Raw genomic sequence first — 16,437 nt, 5'->3', positions numbered from 1 at the left:
TCTCTGACCGCTGCCCCTAATGAAATTACTTCTCTCCATCTCTGCGCGATCTCGTCTGCAGCACATAGGTCCGCATTGCAGGCTTTTGCAACAAAAGAGTTTTCCATTCCCTACACCGCCTTCAGCATTCGTTTTGAAGCGAAGATTTCAAGATCTTTCCTTGCTTCCTCCTTGGTTCCCCGGATCGGCAGCTCTGATATATTGATCGGATGCTTGTCGTTGCATGCGCCCCTGAAAAACGTCCGGAAGCCCGTTTTGCCAAAAGGTCCTACAAATATCTGTCTGCCTCGGTACAAATAATTTCTTTCCGTCATTCTTTTAGATCCCTCCTTTCGCCGTTTCATAAGTTTTTTGAAAAATATCATCCGGCATTACATCTATAAGATTCCTCGCCTGATCGTCAAAAATAAGCCAGTCCCCTGTATGGGGATTCTTTAGACCTCTGCGCTCCGTGGTAAGGTAACGGTCCTGCATGTAGTCATATGCAAAGCAAAAATCATTCTTGAATTTCAGGCTCAGTTCGTAATCCATCTTCGGACCTTCGTATTTCACTGCCTGAATTTTGATCCTGGTGCGCCGGAATGTTTGAAGTTCGATGCTCATTGCCACTATCCTTTCTGTCTCATATCTCTACAAACCATATCCACAAAAATTCAACTATGAAGGCGATGACTGCGAACTGTATCTCGTTCATACTCCGCTCTCCGTGCCGGCAGAACTACCAGTTCTCTGTAGATCCCCGCAGCAAGAAGCAAAAGCGAAACAAGAAGCCATGAGTCCATATCGCCGTAAAAACTTTGCATAAAGCCACTGCATGCCAGCTCTTCCATTACTCGATCCTCCCGTTCCGGTATTCCTTGTACTGTTTTCTGTCCCTCCGCACTCCCCAGTTGGACATACAGATCATCAGGATCAGCGCGGCTATTACAAAGATGACGTAGACAAAGTGCTGCACTTAAATCACCCGCCTGTATTTTTTGATGTGTTCTTCCTGATCCAGGATTTCAACCTTCCCTTCCTTTACCTTACGCACAAGGGTCGATCTCCCTATGGAATACTTATTGCAGAACTGGGGCGCGGTAAGCCAGGGGTTGTCTTCTGTAAAGGGATGCGAAAAAGTTTTTGAAGTGATCTCTTTCAGGATCTTGTCTACTTTGTTGGTCATATCAACAATCGCCTGATACTCTTCTTTAGGCATCATCACAAACTGTCCCGTAAATGGCTGCATGTTTATTCCTCCTTCCTTGCTGATATAATCGTTTCAGAATATAAAAATGCCCGGCACCATGACAGTCGGATACCGGGCGATATATTTACTGAGTTAATAACATAATATTCTATACTGTATTTAGGAGTGATTTGAGTGGATAATGATGATTTAAAGATAATTTTGAATAAATCAGAATCACTTCGTAAATCAATGTATAACCTTTCTGATATGTCTGGATATAAATCTGCAGTAGAAACACTTAGTAAATCCATATCCGTCTATCCTGACATGTCAGGTTATTGTAGCAGATGCGCTTCGTGAATCAATATATAGCCTTTCTGATATGTCTGGATATAAATCTGCAGTAGAAGCACTTAGTAAATCCATGTCCGTCTATCCCGACATGTCAGGCTATAAATCTGTAGCAGATGCGCTTCGTGAATCAATATATAGCCTTTCTGATATGTCTGGATATAAATCTGCAATAGAAGCACTTAGTAAATCAATGTCCGTCTATGACCGTCTTATTTATAAAAATAGCACGATAGAATTTCCTGAAATCAAAAATTATTCCCTCGATGGGGTAACTGAAGTCAATGAAGCTATTCTCAATAACGAACTGGTTTTTGAAAAAATTGGAAACGAAATATCATCTTCACTCGCCTTTAAAGAACGAAAAATCCAAACTCAAGCCATTCTTAAAATGGGCGACGATGACGGAAATATCGCATTAGACTATCTCACAGACAAAAGGACCGAAGCTTCGCTAGACAGAACTATACTATCTGCTGTTCAAAAACATTTTGATAAAATTAAAAGCATACCTCTAGTAAAAATTTTTAATGATGTAACAACTTTTGCGGGAAAACTGATAATTTGGGGACACATTATAGGGTTTGTTTATAAGGGGCCATCTGCTATTTTCCCGTGGTGTGAACCTCAAGCCCTTCCATTATTTAATGAACAAGCTCCTGCTATCACCTATTTTATGGGAGATCGTTATCGTTACTATTACGAAGCCCCAATAATAATAGGAAACGATGTACTTACACCCCCCATATCAAACGTCGCCAGTAAAGACATAGAGGCAAAGTCTGCCGATATAACGGAAGACAAATGAAAGGATCATTATTCCTTCAAACATTAAAAATACAACATCTTTTTTGGTAATCAAATAGCAGACTCCCAATCCCATAGCAAGCCAGAAATAACCTCTTGCCCAGGCGAAATATTCTGCAGTCATTGATTCGGCACCAAGAGTCAACATACACATACCTCCTCTTGTTTTTTCAAGCCCGGTATTCGATTGTCATGGTGCGGTGTTAATCAGGTGTTATGACTAATTCATATTCCTCTGGTAAGCGTTTCAATGAGACTCGGGAGTATCCTCATTACTTCCGGGTCTTTGTCTGCCGGACACTTCGGATCAAGCTGGCGATTAACAAACTTCAACATGTTGTCTTTAAGCTGCTCTCTTTCATCAGATGTCATTGTTCCGTCAGGCATTTCTTCACCCCCATCCTCTTGGTGTTATGATTGTTTTGCACCATGACAGTCGAATACCGGGCTATTGCAGAGGTGACAAATGGCTGATATTGCGGAATGCGACGATAAACTTCTTCATAGCATCGTGGAAGTTAAGATGATTCATGGGTTTTCTGGCTTACAGGAGCAAGAGGTAAACGACCACTTGGACCAGGGATGGAAAATATTAAAAATATGCGTTATATGTTTTGATCCATCACCGCATCTCTGGGACCATCAGAGCGTCGACTATTACCTTGGCCGACCTGCCGGTGTTCCAGAGTTCCATGAGGTCGATCACAGAACCCCTGAGGAAATAGCTTACGAGGCAGACCTAATACGAGAATTCGGCGGGATGGCTCAGGAGAATAAATCTGAATAACTGACCAACCATCAGAAAGCATGCGATTTGCTTCGTCCACTGACTCTGTTTCTTTTATTTTTTCAATCAGATGAAGGAATGACACAATAATCAACTCCTTAAAATAATTTAGCCCGGTATTCGGTTGTCATGGTGCGGCGGTGCTTTGATTCTTATTCCAGCACCGCCTCGAGTGCTTTTCTGATACGTTCCGCTTTGGCCCTCCTTTCGGGGCAGTCAAGGCGTCCGTCTTCTCCGATATCAAGGATTGTTTCAACATCGATCATGAAATCCTGCGCCGCTTCGTTAAGCTCCTTTGCTTCGGCTACTCCGTTTTGTCCCGAACTGTTATAATTCCCTTGTGTTGTTTCTTCTGCCTGCGCTAACAGGCAGTCATGCTTTTTTTTGAATAGGGTTTCAAGTTTTACAAGAACGTCATATGAAGGTTTTCTGCGTCCTGTCTCTATGTCGTAGACTGCTGTTTTATTGAGTCCTACTGCATCACCGACATATTGAAGCGTCCAGCCCTTTGATTGACGTAACTTGCGAATGTTTAAAGTTTGCTTCATTAATCGCTCCTCTCCTTTTACCTTGGTACGCATATTGCGTACTATGTTTAATATCTTAGTTCGCTTTATGCGTACTGTCAAGGGGGGTTATATTTTGTTTGATAAAAAACTTTTTTCGTCCCGGGTTCGCTTTCTAAGAAACCAAAAAGGAATATCTCAAAGCGAACTTGCCATTGCAGTCGGTGCAACTTCTAAGGCTTTCATTTGCGACATAGAAAGAGAAACCAGAACAACTACTCTTGAAAAAGCAGTTGCCCTTGCCGACTTCTTTGATGTATCGCTGGATTATCTTGTAGGACGTTCTGACGATCCCAAACGGGGATAAAAAAATGGAAAAAACACAGTGTTACGCTATTCCGGAAAAGATAAGATATGCCCCAGATCAGTTTGCTATGCTCAAACGCTGTTCTGAAACTGAAGACATTTCAGAGTGGAACGAATGGCGTAAATTACACCCCAAAAGAATAATTAACCTTTGTGACGCCCCACTAGCTGGATTTACATTAACAAACATAAATTTAGATAATGCTGTTATGATTCGAGCACATTTAGAAGGGGCATTTATGCCTTACGCGCATCTTAATAATGCTGATTTAACAGAAGCCTTTTTACAAGGGGTTGATTTGGGACATGCTATTCTTGATGATATCAATTTACGCATGGCAAATCTTGGAAAAGCATCTCTTGATATGCAGACAAATCCCAATAACACCTCGCTCAAACATGGTGATTTAGAAGATGAAATAGCTGCTTGCCTGTCAAGTGCAAGCTTAAAAAATGCAACTTTGGCATATGCAAACCTTGAAGGCGCTAAGTTTGGAGATGCTATTTTAGAAAATGCAAACCTAAGTGAAGCAAACCTTAAAGATACAAGTTTTAATGGCGCAAATTTAAAAAACGCCAACCTAGATGGTGCAAATCTTAAAGAAGCAAACTTGTGGCAAACCAATCTTCAGAATGCAAATCTTCAATTTACTGATTTCACAGATGCAACTTTATGGATGGTTAACATTGAAAACGCAAATTTAAAGGATGCTGTTTTGAAAGGCACATTTATGTGTGGTGAGATGGTCTTAAAAGACATAAAAGACACAAAGACTAACCTTAAGGGAGCTAATTTCACAGGCACAACTGTAAATGGCGAAACAATGATTAGATGTTGTACTATAGATGAAAAAACGAACTTTACCATGGTTGGCCTAGATTCCGCAAAGGTAGAGCCATCCCTTCTTGCTGCATTAAAAACGAACATCCGCCGTATTGCATGGAATAACTATTATAAAGAACAAGAGAAGTCACTTTGGGGCAGGATTAAAACACTTCCGATACGTCTTTTCTGGTGGTTGTCGGATTATGGAAGTAACACCGTCAGGATATCTAAAACATTCCTCGTTGTAAGTTTGTCTTTTACACTCGTCTACTTAGCAATAGCGTACTTAAATCCTGATCCGGCAGTTCTGTCTAACCTCAAAATAACCGGTAACTGGTGGCTTAATTTCATGTCTGCCTTCTGTTTTGCTGTTTCCACAATGGTGACCTTAGGTTTCGGAGGGATAAACGTTGCCATTCAAGAAAGTGCACCATGGGCAACATTTTTCGCGCTGTTCTTTGTAACCTTTAATTTGATGATTGGTTATTTCATACTTGCAGTTCTTGTAACACGTCTTGGCATACTTTTCCAATCCCTGGCACCTGAACAGAAAATTAAAAAAGAATAAGCGCAAAACGTAGTAGCTACTTAAATTCTAATTCAGAAAGGGTGGCGTTAATGAGTCTTATCACTCCGGAGCTTCTTACAGATCTTCTAAGAGGATCCCTTCTCCCTGTAGCCGGTGCTGTAGGTCAAAGTGCCGTAATGATTGGCGGAGAATGGATAAAACTGTGGCAAATGGAGAACGCAGTCTCGGTAGGTCAAAAAGCAGTTGAATTTCTTAAGAAACGCGGGATTACCAGCAAAGAACAGCTAAGAGATATCACTACTAAATTTGGGATTCTTTACCTTGAGGGCGCTTCTGTTGAAGATCAGTCTGAATTGCAGGAACTCTGGGCAAAACTTCTGGCAAATGCCGTCGATCCTAATTTTGACCCTACCGATTTATCAGTTGCATTTTTTCAGATAATAAAAGGATTAAACCCCAAAGATGCAAAAATTCTTGAATATTTTCATAAAAAAATATTAGAGGACGGAAAATGGCTAGATTCTGCTTCCATAACAAAAGAAATACTACGGAAGAACGATTATCTTAATAACGATCATCTTGATAATAGGTGTTTGCTAGGAACAGATTATGATTTATCAATTTACAATTTGTTGCGGCTGCAGTGTATAACCATATTTTTCCCTTCTAATAATGTTTTTGTGAACGGTAAGCAATCTGTTCAAACTGGAGGCACTGATATTGTTAAGCTAACACCTCTAGGAGTGCAGTTTATAAAAGCTTGTATTGCTTAATTTGCAACAAGCCCGGTATTCGATTGTCATGGTGCGTGGGACTTTTTGATGCTTATTCCTTAACCCCAACCGCCTCTAACAGTTCCCGGCATGTTCTGACGCTTTCCTTTACCCTGTCGATCCACTGCTGGGTGATATCTTCGTCCGGGGTACCGTCGGCGCAGTCTTTTATGATCAGTGCTATTTCCTGCGGCTCATCCACCAGTTCATTTGCTTCCCGGACCGACTCCATTACCTCTACAGCCCGGAGCAGAAAATCTTTTGGATCAGAACCTAATCTGTTTTCATCTCCCCCTGCAGAGCTTCCGACCCCGCAGGGGGTGGTGTAGGGTTTGATATAAAAAAATGCTCAACAGATTTTCCTGTTTTTTCTGACATAGCTTCCAGCAGTAATACACTAGGAACTTTTTTATTTGCTTCTATCTCTGATAGATATGCTTGAGTTATACCTAAGAGCTCTGCGCATTCCTTTTGCGATAGCTTATTTTTTTCGCGCCATTGCTCAATATGTTTTCCGTTAAATGCCATTTCATCACCTCCATTTCGAAATGAATATATAGCTATCCGCTAAATATGTCAATAGCCAATTGCTATATATATTTCTGTTGGCTGTTTGCTAATTTGATAACTGATAGCTATATTTTGAATATGATGAAAATTAGAGAGTTTTGTGAAGTTTTAAAAGAAATACGTGGTAATAATGCTCAGGGAGAGATGGCGAGGATTCTTGGAATTACCCAAGCATATTACAGCGAATTGGAGAGAGGGAAAAAGACGCCCTCCATGACTATGTTGCGCTCATTTTCTGAAAAAATTAATAAACCGCTGTCATACCTTATGGGCGAAATAGAAATTAGTGAAGAACTAGAGCAAAAGGCAAAACCTATAATAGAAGAGAAATCAAACGTCCGATTAGGAACCAAATTTCTGGAGATTCCGCTTCTGACAATGGCAACTGCCGCTTCCTGCGGCGCAGGAAACGGACTTTACGGGGTGACTCCTGAATCCACCGAAAATATCTTTGTGGAAGCCAGCACTTTCAAATGTCTGGACGAAACAAGAAAACCCTTTGCCATTCCCATTGAAGGAGATTCAATGACAGGTGCCGGGCTTGAAGAGGGAGCGAATGCAGTAATAAATCCGGCGGAAGAAGTTATGAACGGGGACGCAGCGCTTATATCCTGTGACGGATCATGGATGATAAAGTGGGTTATCTTCTGCCCTGACGGAAGCGTTGAACTGCGTCCGGCAAACCCGAATTACAGTCCCACACATATTGAAGCTGCCTATGCTGCAGATCCTTCCTGGTTTCGGATCATCGGTAAAGTAGTCGCTACAGTGAAGAAGGGATTTCCTAAAAGAGCGTTCTAACCCCTGCAATTGCGGAAAGTAGTTAAATTAGATATGGCTCCTAATGATATTAATGTATGTCGTTTTAACCTTGCTAGAGGAGGGGCTAGCCCTACCAGTTTGAAAGCACTAATTGTAATTAAATATTTGTAATTGATAAATTTAAACATGAGGTCCTTTTTAGAAACCAACAGGCGCTCCAATAAAAATGTATGCTTTTTAGTTATAACTCATGAATATTTTTTGAACTTAATGACGCCATAATTTCATGTATCGGAACAAATGCGTTTTTTAATTCATAGGCTGTATCTTGTGACCCTGCGACAACAAGTCCAATAATCTCCGAGTCTTTATTTAGCACAGCCCCCCCACTCGTACCATGAAAAATTTTACTATCAACTAAAAACGCAGGGGCATTCATAAAGTTACTCTTAGATGTTATATGTGTTTTTATTAGACTAAAAGTATCTTGCTCAAGATAATTAGGGAATCCTATGATAGTTACTTGCTCTCCCAGTTCTACTTTTTCACTATTCCCAATTTTATAAGCTGATTCAACTTCATTCTCATCTAATCTATAGAGAGCATAGTCAAGAAATTTATCTTTTAAAATTATTTCTTCCTTCCTTAATCGTTTGAATGGTTGTTTTGATCTATCAACACAGCGATAAATACATACAGAATCATATATTTCTTTTTCATTTTCTTTTTTTTCTTCTTTATTTTTTTCAACTACGTGATAACATGTTATAAATCCATAACCTTTGAGGTAAAATCCGCTTCCTTGGTTAGTACCTGCTTCTACAATAAACACATTTTGCTGTATTCGCATATTTACATAATTAAATAAGGAGAGATCGAATACTGTATCTTTAAATACCTTGTTATATCGAGTGGCAAAATAATAATAACTAAAAGAATCTGCTCCTTTAACTTGTTTTATAAAGCGTACTTTGCCTATCAAAACTTGTTTGAACCATTTCTCTATTTTATCTTTGTTCTTATCATTTTTGGCTAGTTCAATAATATTATTATTTTTACAATAACCTAATTTAATATATCTCTTTGCTGATTCATAAATAGGATTATCAATATTTTTTTTATCACAATTATACAAAATAACGCGGAGTAATCCTAAATACCTACGGTTTATATTTACAATTGCATTAACAGTAAGACCTGTTACCTCTTGATGTTGATTTTTTAGAAAAAGATGTATTTTATTAGGATTAATCTCAAAATTATTTTTTTCTAATAACTTTTCTAAAAATGTACCTAGCCGGACATTATTACCACTAACAGTGGCAAGTTCTTCGGGTATTTTATTACGATATGAAGAAAATGTCATATCATCAGCATATCTAGTATATTTAATACCATTATTTGCCGCAAATTTAATGAGTTCGTTGTCAAATGATCTGAAAACCATATTAGTAAGAATTGGCGAGGATGGGGCACCCTGCGGAAGGGTCCCATTAAAACATGCAAGCTGTGCTATTGCACCTGCAGCCTCTTGGGATAATTGGTATGGCTTAGCCATTAAAACTCCTCTAACTCTGCCAAAATGGATTTGATTAAAAAAATTTTTCAAATCAATATTAAGTATATATTTACAGCCAACATGCTGTTTCGCATTTTCTATAAAATTTTTTTTAGGAACAAAACCATATACACAGGCTTTGGGTTTGTAGACAACATTTAATATATTTGCAAGTTTTCTTTGAATTTTCTTTAGAGGAGGAATGGGTGCGGAAATAATGCGTTGACTTCCATCTGTTTTTTTTAAAGTAAAAGTGCGATATTTTACTATGCAATTACCAGCATATAGAAAATACCGCAGACTCCGTTCCTTGCAGCCAATTAAAGCTGCGACATCTTTTTGTGTTTTTAATTCATAAAATAATTTTTTTTCGGGTAAATTTCCGTCCAAAAGTTCTTCGCCTCACATAAAAAAGCATATAGAAGAATTCAACTTTCTGCTGAATATATACTCAGAGAAAAAGTAAAGAAAAGTAAAGAAAAGTAAAAATAGTCAATACTTAACAAATGTCGCATATATCGTACACTTGCATATATTTCGTCGCGTTTCGCTAACGGAAAAACAATTCTTCTATATGCTCTAAAGGAGTGTAGCGTATTTTAGTTTTGTTTGCAATAGAATAATTTTGCCATACAAACTCGCTGTAAGTTTACTTGACTATAATTCAAATACACAGCAAGAGACCTCTTGATACATGAGAAATTTATTTGAATATTGCTTACAAAATGCTGCAAACCAACTCCAGAAAATTATTTTTAAAACATAGCAAAAAGCAAGAAGATCACTTAAAAAAATAACATATCATTAATTTTTACATTTTATTTTTGTTATGATGATTTCCTTTTAACATTTTAGCTTGCATATACAATTATATACATCTAAACTTTTACCTATGATTTTTTCACTTCAGTTACATTGATACAGATCCACCTGTAAGTGTTACGCAAAAGCAGCTAAAAATTTTTAGTCTATGTCAAGCGAACTTATGAAAGAAGACCTTGCAGCATGGGGAACTACTTTTCGTTGGAAAAGGGTAATTTATATCATGGCTTTGATTTCCTTAACCCTTATCGACATATTACCAATTAGTTATTTGATTAATACACAATTATATTTACAACATACTTCTAATAAAACTTTAACTTTTATTATAATGAATGGTAATATTATATTAAAAACAAAGAGGGGATTAATTTGTCGTTTAATATGAAGGACTGTTTAAATAATAAACTTAAACAAAAAATTAATAAAAACAATAAAACCCTTGGTGAGGTCGAGATATTTCGAACAATGAGTGATTGTTTTAAAGATATAGATTCATTAAATGTTGAAAGCGCGTTTATAATTAAAGAAACCCACCAAAAAATTAACGCAACTTATAAATCTCCAGCGTTAGCACGGGCCAAAATAACAAAAGAAATTGCAGATTTAATGACGATAGTAATATGTAATAATAAAATCAAAAACTGTATACGAATTTCCTTCATGCAGGCAAAGTGGACGGGGAAGAAAAATGCCGTGCCGCTAAAAAGTTTTAAAGGGGACTACTTTCAGTGGGAATTATTGCATGAAAGACCCAATGATATAGAGATATCAAATTCTGGAGAAGCAATACACCTGCCTAAAAATGTTTTTTCCAAGACATCTTACAAATCTATTTCAAACTTCGGAGTCTTTTATAAAGACATCTATGGCGAAATAGATATGTTATATGCTATTCCAGAACTTATTTCACCTACGTGTATTCCTGATAGCAAATGTAAATGGGAAAAAACATTCATTCCGCTACACTATCTTGCTCCTTGTTACTTATTAGAAAACGATTTCTGTTCTGATCCATTGCATATATTATGCTGCCCTATCCGCAATATTTCATCAGCACAAAATCACAAAGAAATAATATATACACACGACATAAACAAATACGCGGAATATATGCTTGATGGATTCATTGGTTCACCCGTAACGGAAAATAAGCTTCTTATTGAATCGCTAATATTGTATGTTAACCAATTGAAAAAACATACTGAAGAGGAACAAGATCCAGAAAACAAAAAAGCAGATTTAAAAGTTTTAGAGGTGTTACTAGGTAGCTTAGATGGACTTAGAGCAGATAATAAAAGCGAAACAGATAGAAATGAAAGTAAGTGCAGCGGGATCGTCCCTACCATGATAATTAATATAACCAACCACAAAGTTAAAACGGAGGAATAAAAAATGAAAGTATATATTGAAATGAGAAAAAAGCTTAATCGAACAGGCGTGTGGGCGTTTAAGAAATCTGCCTGGGCTGATGAAAAAGACAAAGGAGGGCACAAACCTGTATTTTGGTCAAAAATCAAAGAAATAAGGAAAGGAGATATAATATTTCACTTAGAACATAAAAATAAAGATCCTAAATTCATTGGCTATTCCATTGCTTCAGAAGACGGTTATATTACTAACTGTCTTCCTCCTGGTTATGAAAAAGAACAACCAAATGTAAAAGAAATTTTTAAGGTTGACCTGTCACAATATACACAATTACTGGAACCAATTAGGCTTTATGATATATTTGATTCGAAAAAAAAAGAACTTGTAGATTATTACAAACAAAATGCCAGTCTTCGTAAGAGGGAAAAACTCAATCTGTTCTATGATATAAAAAAAACCGGAGAGCTCGAATGCCACCGTGGGGCTTATATATCCGATACCAATGATAAGCTTATTCAAATTATTTTTGGTGTTGACAGTGAATTTTATAAATATTATCTGAATAGCATAAAGACACATGATACTAAAGACAAAAAATCTGGCAACATACCCGATGAAATAATACTCAGTGACAGTGATGAAGAAAAAGAACTGCATTTTCCGCGAGAAAACAAAGGTAAACCTTCAGAGGGGAAGACTCGCAAAGGTGAATATAATAGTAATGATTCAAAAAATAAGGAACTGGGAAACAAAGGTGAAAAAGCCGTCCTTGATTATGAACGTCGAAAACTTAAAGAAAGCAACAGAAAAGATTTGATTGGCATGGTGGAACTAGTATCAGGAAAAAATGACATGGCTGGGTATGATATCAAATCTGTTAGTCTCATTGAAGGTTCTGACAACTATAAGATTAAATATATTGAGGTAAAAACTACTGATACAAATAAACAGGACGGCTTTTATATGTCGGATGGCGAACTTAATTTTGCCGATAAAAATAAAGACGACTATTGTTTATACAGAATATATTTTATAAAAAAGCAGGCAAAATTCCATGTTTATAATTACAAAGAATTGAGAAATATGGATAAGATTGCTCGTAAATATGAGGTTAAATTTATGAAAAAAATGGCCTCTACTCTAGAGGCATCATGTCTGAGTAAACATACTGAAGATATTTTGTAAACGCCTGACAGACAGGAATTCTGTCCTGGCTGCTGCATTTCAGCAGCGGGATCACCATGATGTTGCATGACCGGATCCATTCAGCAGCTTCATATGATCTGAATATTTTATTCTTCTGAACAAATTTTCTCACCGGATTGTTTTTATTGTTTATGTCCCTTATTTTCAGTATTTCAGAGTAAATGGAACAGGGATCTGCTTTGTCCGATTTGGCTGCCTTTATTTCACTGCTGCCAACGTAAAAGGCATTAATCCCCGTTGCGGGAAAGAGAACATAACAGCCTGACATAAAATCGAGTCCTGCTTTTTTCATATGGGATAACAGGGAGTAATCGACTGACGGTTCCGGCATAATATGTTCCGGTACATAGAATATTACTGGGTCAGAAGTAACACGTGAATGAAAATAATGTGTGGAACCCGGATTTCTGATCCTGAGAAAAAGTGATAAAGGCGGGGCAATATAGCACCCCTTATCTTCTGTCTGATGCAGGCCAACTCTGTCCAGCAGCTTCTGTATGTAATTTATATTGTTCGCCACTGTTTTGATCCACCCTTCTGAACATTTCCAGAAAACACAAACGCAGTTCTTGGTTTTAAGTCTTAGGTTCCGTTTTGAGTAACCGGTCCATTAGAATCTCTTCAAACCGGCCACTCCTGATTTCGCACTCCCAGATTGTAACAACATTCCATCCTGCGTTTTCGAGTTTCTGAACGGCATTCCTGTCTCTTTCTGCTGTCTTCAGAAATTTATCAGTCCACCATTCAGTCCGGGTCGCCGGGATTGTAGCATAATGACAGCCTTCATGATGATGCCAGAAACATCCGTTAATGAAAACTGCAGTTTTATATCGCGATATTACTATGTCTGGTCTGCCGGGAAGGTCTTTTCTGTATAAACGGTAACGGTATCCTTTTGCCCATAACCACTTGCGGACAATAATCTCAGGTTTGGTATCCGTACTCCGGATCCGGGACATATTAAAGCTGCGCTGTTCAGGTGAGTGGACGTCCATTTAATTTAACTGCATTTCCTGCCTTGTTTTTACTGTATTAATAAATTCAGTGAGGTTTATTAACCAGCTGCGCTGGGAAGGAGTATATGTTTCATAAAGAGATGACGGCAGAACCAGCTGAAGCCTGTCAGACTTCATTTCATCCGTCTGATGTTCTGATATTGCAGCCTCCAGAGTAAAGAGGTGTTTATTTCGTATGCGCGCTGCTTCCGAGAGTACCTGACGCCATCTGTCCTTACATGTTGTTTTGACACCAAGCATTGTAAGATTCAGTGGATTATATAACGAGTCATCGTATTCTCTCTTACCAGGGAAAAGGAAGTCCGGACTTTTTCTTCCTTCCGTAAAAACTGATCTTGAATATCTGATGCCACATCCATTAAAAATTTCTTCAAGATGATTTTCAAGCCCTGCGCCAGCCCTGCTTTTCCGCCTGTTCTGTACGGAAAGAGAAAAACTTATAAATCCGTCAACATCGACTGTTCCTCCTGTTTCATTATTAAAGCCTTTCTGGAGCCGGTCTGCAATCAGATGTTTTTCGAGGGTTCTGAAAAGAATTTCTTCTCTTTCTATCCATGCGATTATTGCTGCATCGGGGTCATCTGCAGGATTTAAATCCGGCAGTGTTGAGCGGGCATATGCAGAGAAAAGTTTTGTATTGGGGAATCCGCCATCAAAAAGCTCAAGCATCCTGTCAAGGTAGGATTCATCCGCAACCTCTACTTCAATGCCGATATTTTCAAGTATTGTTCGCGATGCAAACTCTATCCTGTCCTGTTCTGTTTCAAGTTCTGACCTTATTGAAAAATTTGGATAACTGCTGTCAAGCATTCCGAAAAGCCAAAGCAGCTGTTTTGAAATTGTACTGCCTTTTTCTGCAATAATCACGAGCAGAGAGCCATCCTGTTTTTTTGCGATCAGCAACAGATCACCTTCAGCAGCACAGTCAAGAACAGTGTTACTGGAAAAATAGAGACGGTGTTCATAGCGGTTGACACCCCGTTCAAGTCTGGCCTTAGCTCTTGCATCATACCATGTCATTTCACCGTCGTCTGAGACTGGTTCCGGATCCTGATCGGAAAAATACAGAAAATTGGCCTTTAAGCGGATTTTTGTGTCTCCATCCAGTGTTCCAAGTATAACCTTCAGACCTTCAACGCCATTGAACTCATGCTGGTGAGAGGTGCGGATATCAGTTTCAACTTCACTTAGTATTTTTGTAGCCACTCCTGTAAAATACTGTGAAAGATATCCCTTTTTCATATCGCAGTCCTTGAATAATAAGCAGCAATATCTGCATCAGTATTTTTTATCACATGCGGCAGCATGATTCTTGCCACCTCTTTTATCACAGGTACAACAACACTGTTGCCAAACTGCCGGTATGCCTGAGTATCACTCACAGGTATAACAAAAGTGTCAGGGAAACCCATAAGCCTTGCACACTCCCTTGGAGTGAGACGTCTTGGATTTTTTTTGTCTTCCTGGGGAATAAGTATTTCAGAACCGTCCTTATAATAACGGGCTGACAGTGTTCTGCTGATACCGTCGGGGGAGGCAAGACCGAAACCGAACCCGTTGCCAGCGGCTTTGTGTTTTTCTGCGTAATCCTGAAGATACTTCCAAAGTTTCGATGATAAAGTATATTTAGGCTGCACAATGTTTTTTGTATGATCAAAATATCTGTTTTCGTCCCATTTCAGGTGTGGCTCTGTTCCATCTTTCCTGTGCAAAACCGATTTAAGCTGCTTCTTTCCTGCAGGAATTCTGAGATCGTCCCATGAAAAAGGCTTTTTCTCTCTGAACCCTACAATGATGATTCTTTCTCTGTGTTGGGGCGTAAAATGCTGCCCGTCAATAATTTTATAATAGACATCATAGCCAAGCTCATGTTTCAGAGTGTCGAGAATTACCTTGAATGTATTACCATTGTCATGAGATAAAAGATTCTTTACATTTTCAATCAGAAAGGCTTTGGGGCGTTTTGCGGCGATTATACGGGCAACATCAAAAAAAAGCGTCCCCTGTGTTGTGCATTCAAATCCATGTGGCTGTCCAAGTGAATTTTTCTTGCTTACTCCGGCTATACTGAATGGCTGACACGGAAACCCCGCAAGCAGAATATCATGGTCAGGAACCTGATGTTCATCAAACGGGACAATATCACCTACAAACATATGATTATCAGTAAAATTCGCTAGGTAGGTAGACTTGGAAAATTCATTCCACTCACTGGTAAACACACACCTGCCTCCGTGTGCTTCAAACCCCATCCTTATGCCTCCGATTCCGGCAAAAAGATCCGCAAAGGTAAAACTGCTTTCTGCTGCATCTGATGTGTTGGTGTTACAACGAAGCAGCTCTCTGAGTGCCGGTTCAATTCTCTGCGGACATGGTGTGTCCCCCATCGACCAGCGTTGAATTGTCTTTGTTGAAACGTCAAGATGTGAGGCTATGTAGCGTTGTGAAAAACGTTCTCTTGCCTGACTAAGCAAAAGTAATCCGGACAATCGCTCCACCTCCTCTGGGTATTTATAAGGACATTTTGTCTCTTTTTTTCTGTTTTGTCAATAGTTTGTTATAATTTTTACATAGTTGCAATCTGTAAGTCCATACATTATATTCACAGCAGAGTATGTGATAAGTTTCATTCCGAATTAAGATATGACTATGATTTTTTAAAAAATATTACCTGTGATAGTTTTTAATCCAGCATCTCAACAGCTGACATCTTAACCTTCGGGGCGAGGTGAAATAGTACAGGATGATTTTAGAAATTAATTCCAGCATCAATTTAACGTATAAATTACCGTATAAATTATTTATACTGAGATGCCATAAATACCTGATATAACATAGTTTTTATATTTTAAATGAGTGCCAATATCGCCCACCAAGATATCCCAGGGGTTTCCGGTATTTATCGGGAACCTTTTTTTTATTTTATCAATGCATTGCATGTTGATATTGATTGTTCAATAATTTAGCTCCGTTTTAATTTTTATGTGATAAGATTGAGCAAAAGTGACAGTCTTTT

General features: G+C 38.4%; 19 protein-coding genes. 8 read left to right on the top strand and 11 right to left on the bottom strand.

Annotated elements, in window-relative coordinates; all coding sequences use genetic code 11:
- Nucleotides 1-110 precede the first annotated feature (110 nt).
- The 3 genes from CVV54_04295 to CVV54_04285 form a co-directional block, all read right to left on the bottom strand.
- Nucleotides 111-314, bottom strand: coding sequence for a hypothetical protein (locus CVV54_04295; GenBank protein ID PKL04707.1), 204 nt, complete (start codon nucleotides 312-314; stop codon nucleotides 111-113).
- A 4-nt stretch (nucleotides 315-318) separates the two neighbouring features.
- Complete coding sequence (locus CVV54_04290; protein ID PKL04706.1) at nucleotides 319-603, bottom strand: hypothetical protein; 285 nt, start codon at nucleotides 601-603, stop codon at nucleotides 319-321.
- 352 nt (nucleotides 604-955) lie between these two features.
- Nucleotides 956-1,228: a hypothetical protein gene (locus tag CVV54_04285; protein ID PKL04705.1), complete on the bottom strand. Its 273-nt coding sequence runs from the start codon at nucleotides 1,226-1,228 to the stop codon at nucleotides 956-958.
- A gap of 325 nt (nucleotides 1,229-1,553) precedes the next feature.
- Here CVV54_04285 and CVV54_04280 point away from each other — a divergent pair, with 325 nt between their 5' ends.
- Both CVV54_04280 and CVV54_04275 read left to right on the top strand, forming a co-directional pair.
- A complete protein-coding gene (locus CVV54_04280; GenBank protein PKL04704.1) occupies nucleotides 1,554-2,330 on the top strand; it encodes a hypothetical protein in 777 nt (258 codons plus the stop codon).
- Nucleotides 2,331-2,795: 465 nt separating this feature from the next.
- Complete coding sequence (locus CVV54_04275; protein PKL04703.1) at nucleotides 2,796-3,116, top strand: hypothetical protein; 321 nt, start codon at nucleotides 2,796-2,798, stop codon at nucleotides 3,114-3,116.
- A 152-nt stretch (nucleotides 3,117-3,268) separates the two neighbouring features.
- On the opposite strand, the gene CVV54_04270 is transcribed toward CVV54_04275, so the two are convergent.
- Nucleotides 3,269-3,697: a hypothetical protein gene (locus CVV54_04270; GenBank protein PKL04702.1), complete on the bottom strand. Its 429-nt coding sequence runs from the start codon at nucleotides 3,695-3,697 to the stop codon at nucleotides 3,269-3,271.
- 34 nt (nucleotides 3,698-3,731) lie between these two features.
- Between CVV54_04270 and CVV54_04265 the strand changes: the two genes are divergently transcribed.
- The 3 genes from CVV54_04265 to CVV54_04255 are packed head-to-tail and all read left to right on the top strand — an operon-like array spanning nucleotide 3,732 to nucleotide 6,116.
- A complete protein-coding gene (locus tag CVV54_04265; GenBank protein PKL04877.1) occupies nucleotides 3,732-3,989 on the top strand; it encodes an XRE family transcriptional regulator in 258 nt (85 codons plus the stop codon).
- A 4-nt stretch (nucleotides 3,990-3,993) separates the two neighbouring features.
- Entirely contained in the window at nucleotides 3,994-5,382 is a 1,389-nt protein-coding gene (locus CVV54_04260) for a hypothetical protein (GenBank protein ID PKL04701.1), read from the top strand.
- Nucleotides 5,383-5,432: 50 nt separating this feature from the next.
- Complete coding sequence (locus CVV54_04255; protein PKL04700.1) at nucleotides 5,433-6,116, top strand: hypothetical protein; 684 nt, start codon at nucleotides 5,433-5,435, stop codon at nucleotides 6,114-6,116.
- 52 nt (nucleotides 6,117-6,168) lie between these two features.
- Here CVV54_04255 and CVV54_04250 read toward each other — a convergent pair whose 3' ends face one another.
- Nucleotides 6,169-6,348, bottom strand: coding sequence for a hypothetical protein (locus CVV54_04250; GenBank protein ID PKL04699.1), 180 nt, complete (start codon nucleotides 6,346-6,348; stop codon nucleotides 6,169-6,171).
- Nucleotides 6,349-6,389: 41 nt separating this feature from the next.
- Nucleotides 6,390-6,644, bottom strand: coding sequence for a hypothetical protein (locus tag CVV54_04245; protein PKL04698.1), 255 nt, complete (start codon nucleotides 6,642-6,644; stop codon nucleotides 6,390-6,392).
- A gap of 45 nt (nucleotides 6,645-6,689) precedes the next feature.
- Between CVV54_04245 and CVV54_04240 the strand changes: the two genes are divergently transcribed.
- Nucleotides 6,690-7,487, top strand: a complete 798-nt coding sequence (locus CVV54_04240) for a hypothetical protein (protein PKL04697.1) — start codon at nucleotides 6,690-6,692, stop codon at nucleotides 7,485-7,487.
- Between the two features lie 202 nt (nucleotides 7,488-7,689).
- On the opposite strand, the gene CVV54_04235 is transcribed toward CVV54_04240, so the two are convergent.
- Nucleotides 7,690-9,396, bottom strand: coding sequence for a serine protease (locus tag CVV54_04235; GenBank protein PKL04696.1), 1,707 nt, complete (start codon nucleotides 9,394-9,396; stop codon nucleotides 7,690-7,692).
- Between the two features lie 804 nt (nucleotides 9,397-10,200).
- Here CVV54_04235 and CVV54_04230 point away from each other — a divergent pair.
- Nucleotides 10,201-11,220 carry a hypothetical protein gene (locus CVV54_04230; GenBank protein PKL04695.1) on the top strand — a complete coding sequence of 340 codons (1,020 nt, stop codon included), beginning with the start codon at nucleotides 10,201-10,203 and terminating at the stop codon, nucleotides 11,218-11,220.
- A gap of 3 nt (nucleotides 11,221-11,223) precedes the next feature.
- A complete protein-coding gene (locus CVV54_04225; GenBank protein PKL04694.1) occupies nucleotides 11,224-12,384 on the top strand; it encodes a hypothetical protein in 1,161 nt (386 codons plus the stop codon).
- On the opposite strand, the gene CVV54_04220 is transcribed toward CVV54_04225, so the two are convergent.
- From CVV54_04220 to CVV54_04205, 4 genes are read right to left on the bottom strand one after another with little or no spacing between them, the layout of a single operon-like run.
- The gene (locus CVV54_04220) at nucleotides 12,335-12,925 is read right to left on the bottom strand and encodes a hypothetical protein (GenBank protein ID PKL04693.1); all 591 of its coding nucleotides are present in this window, start codon (nucleotides 12,923-12,925) and stop codon (nucleotides 12,335-12,337) included. The two genes, CVV54_04225 and CVV54_04220, sit on opposite strands and share 50 nt — an antisense overlap.
- A 55-nt stretch (nucleotides 12,926-12,980) precedes the next feature.
- A complete protein-coding gene (locus CVV54_04215) occupies nucleotides 12,981-13,400 on the bottom strand; it encodes a very short patch repair endonuclease (protein ID PKL04692.1) in 420 nt (139 codons plus the stop codon).
- Nucleotides 13,401-14,663 carry a restriction endonuclease gene (locus tag CVV54_04210; GenBank protein PKL04691.1) on the bottom strand — a complete coding sequence of 421 codons (1,263 nt, stop codon included), beginning with the start codon at nucleotides 14,661-14,663 and terminating at the stop codon, nucleotides 13,401-13,403.
- The gene (locus CVV54_04205; GenBank protein PKL04690.1) at nucleotides 14,660-15,919 is read right to left on the bottom strand and encodes a DNA (cytosine-5-)-methyltransferase; all 1,260 of its coding nucleotides are present in this window, start codon (nucleotides 15,917-15,919) and stop codon (nucleotides 14,660-14,662) included. Before CVV54_04205 ends, CVV54_04210 begins: the two co-directional genes overlap by 4 nt.
- Nucleotides 15,920-16,437 lie beyond the last annotated feature (518 nt).

This window comes from Synergistetes bacterium HGW-Synergistetes-1 (genome assembly GCA_002839185.1).
GTDB lineage: Bacteria > Synergistota > Synergistia > Synergistales > Synergistaceae > Caenicola.
This window is presented reverse-complemented; position numbering and strand designations above follow the sequence as displayed.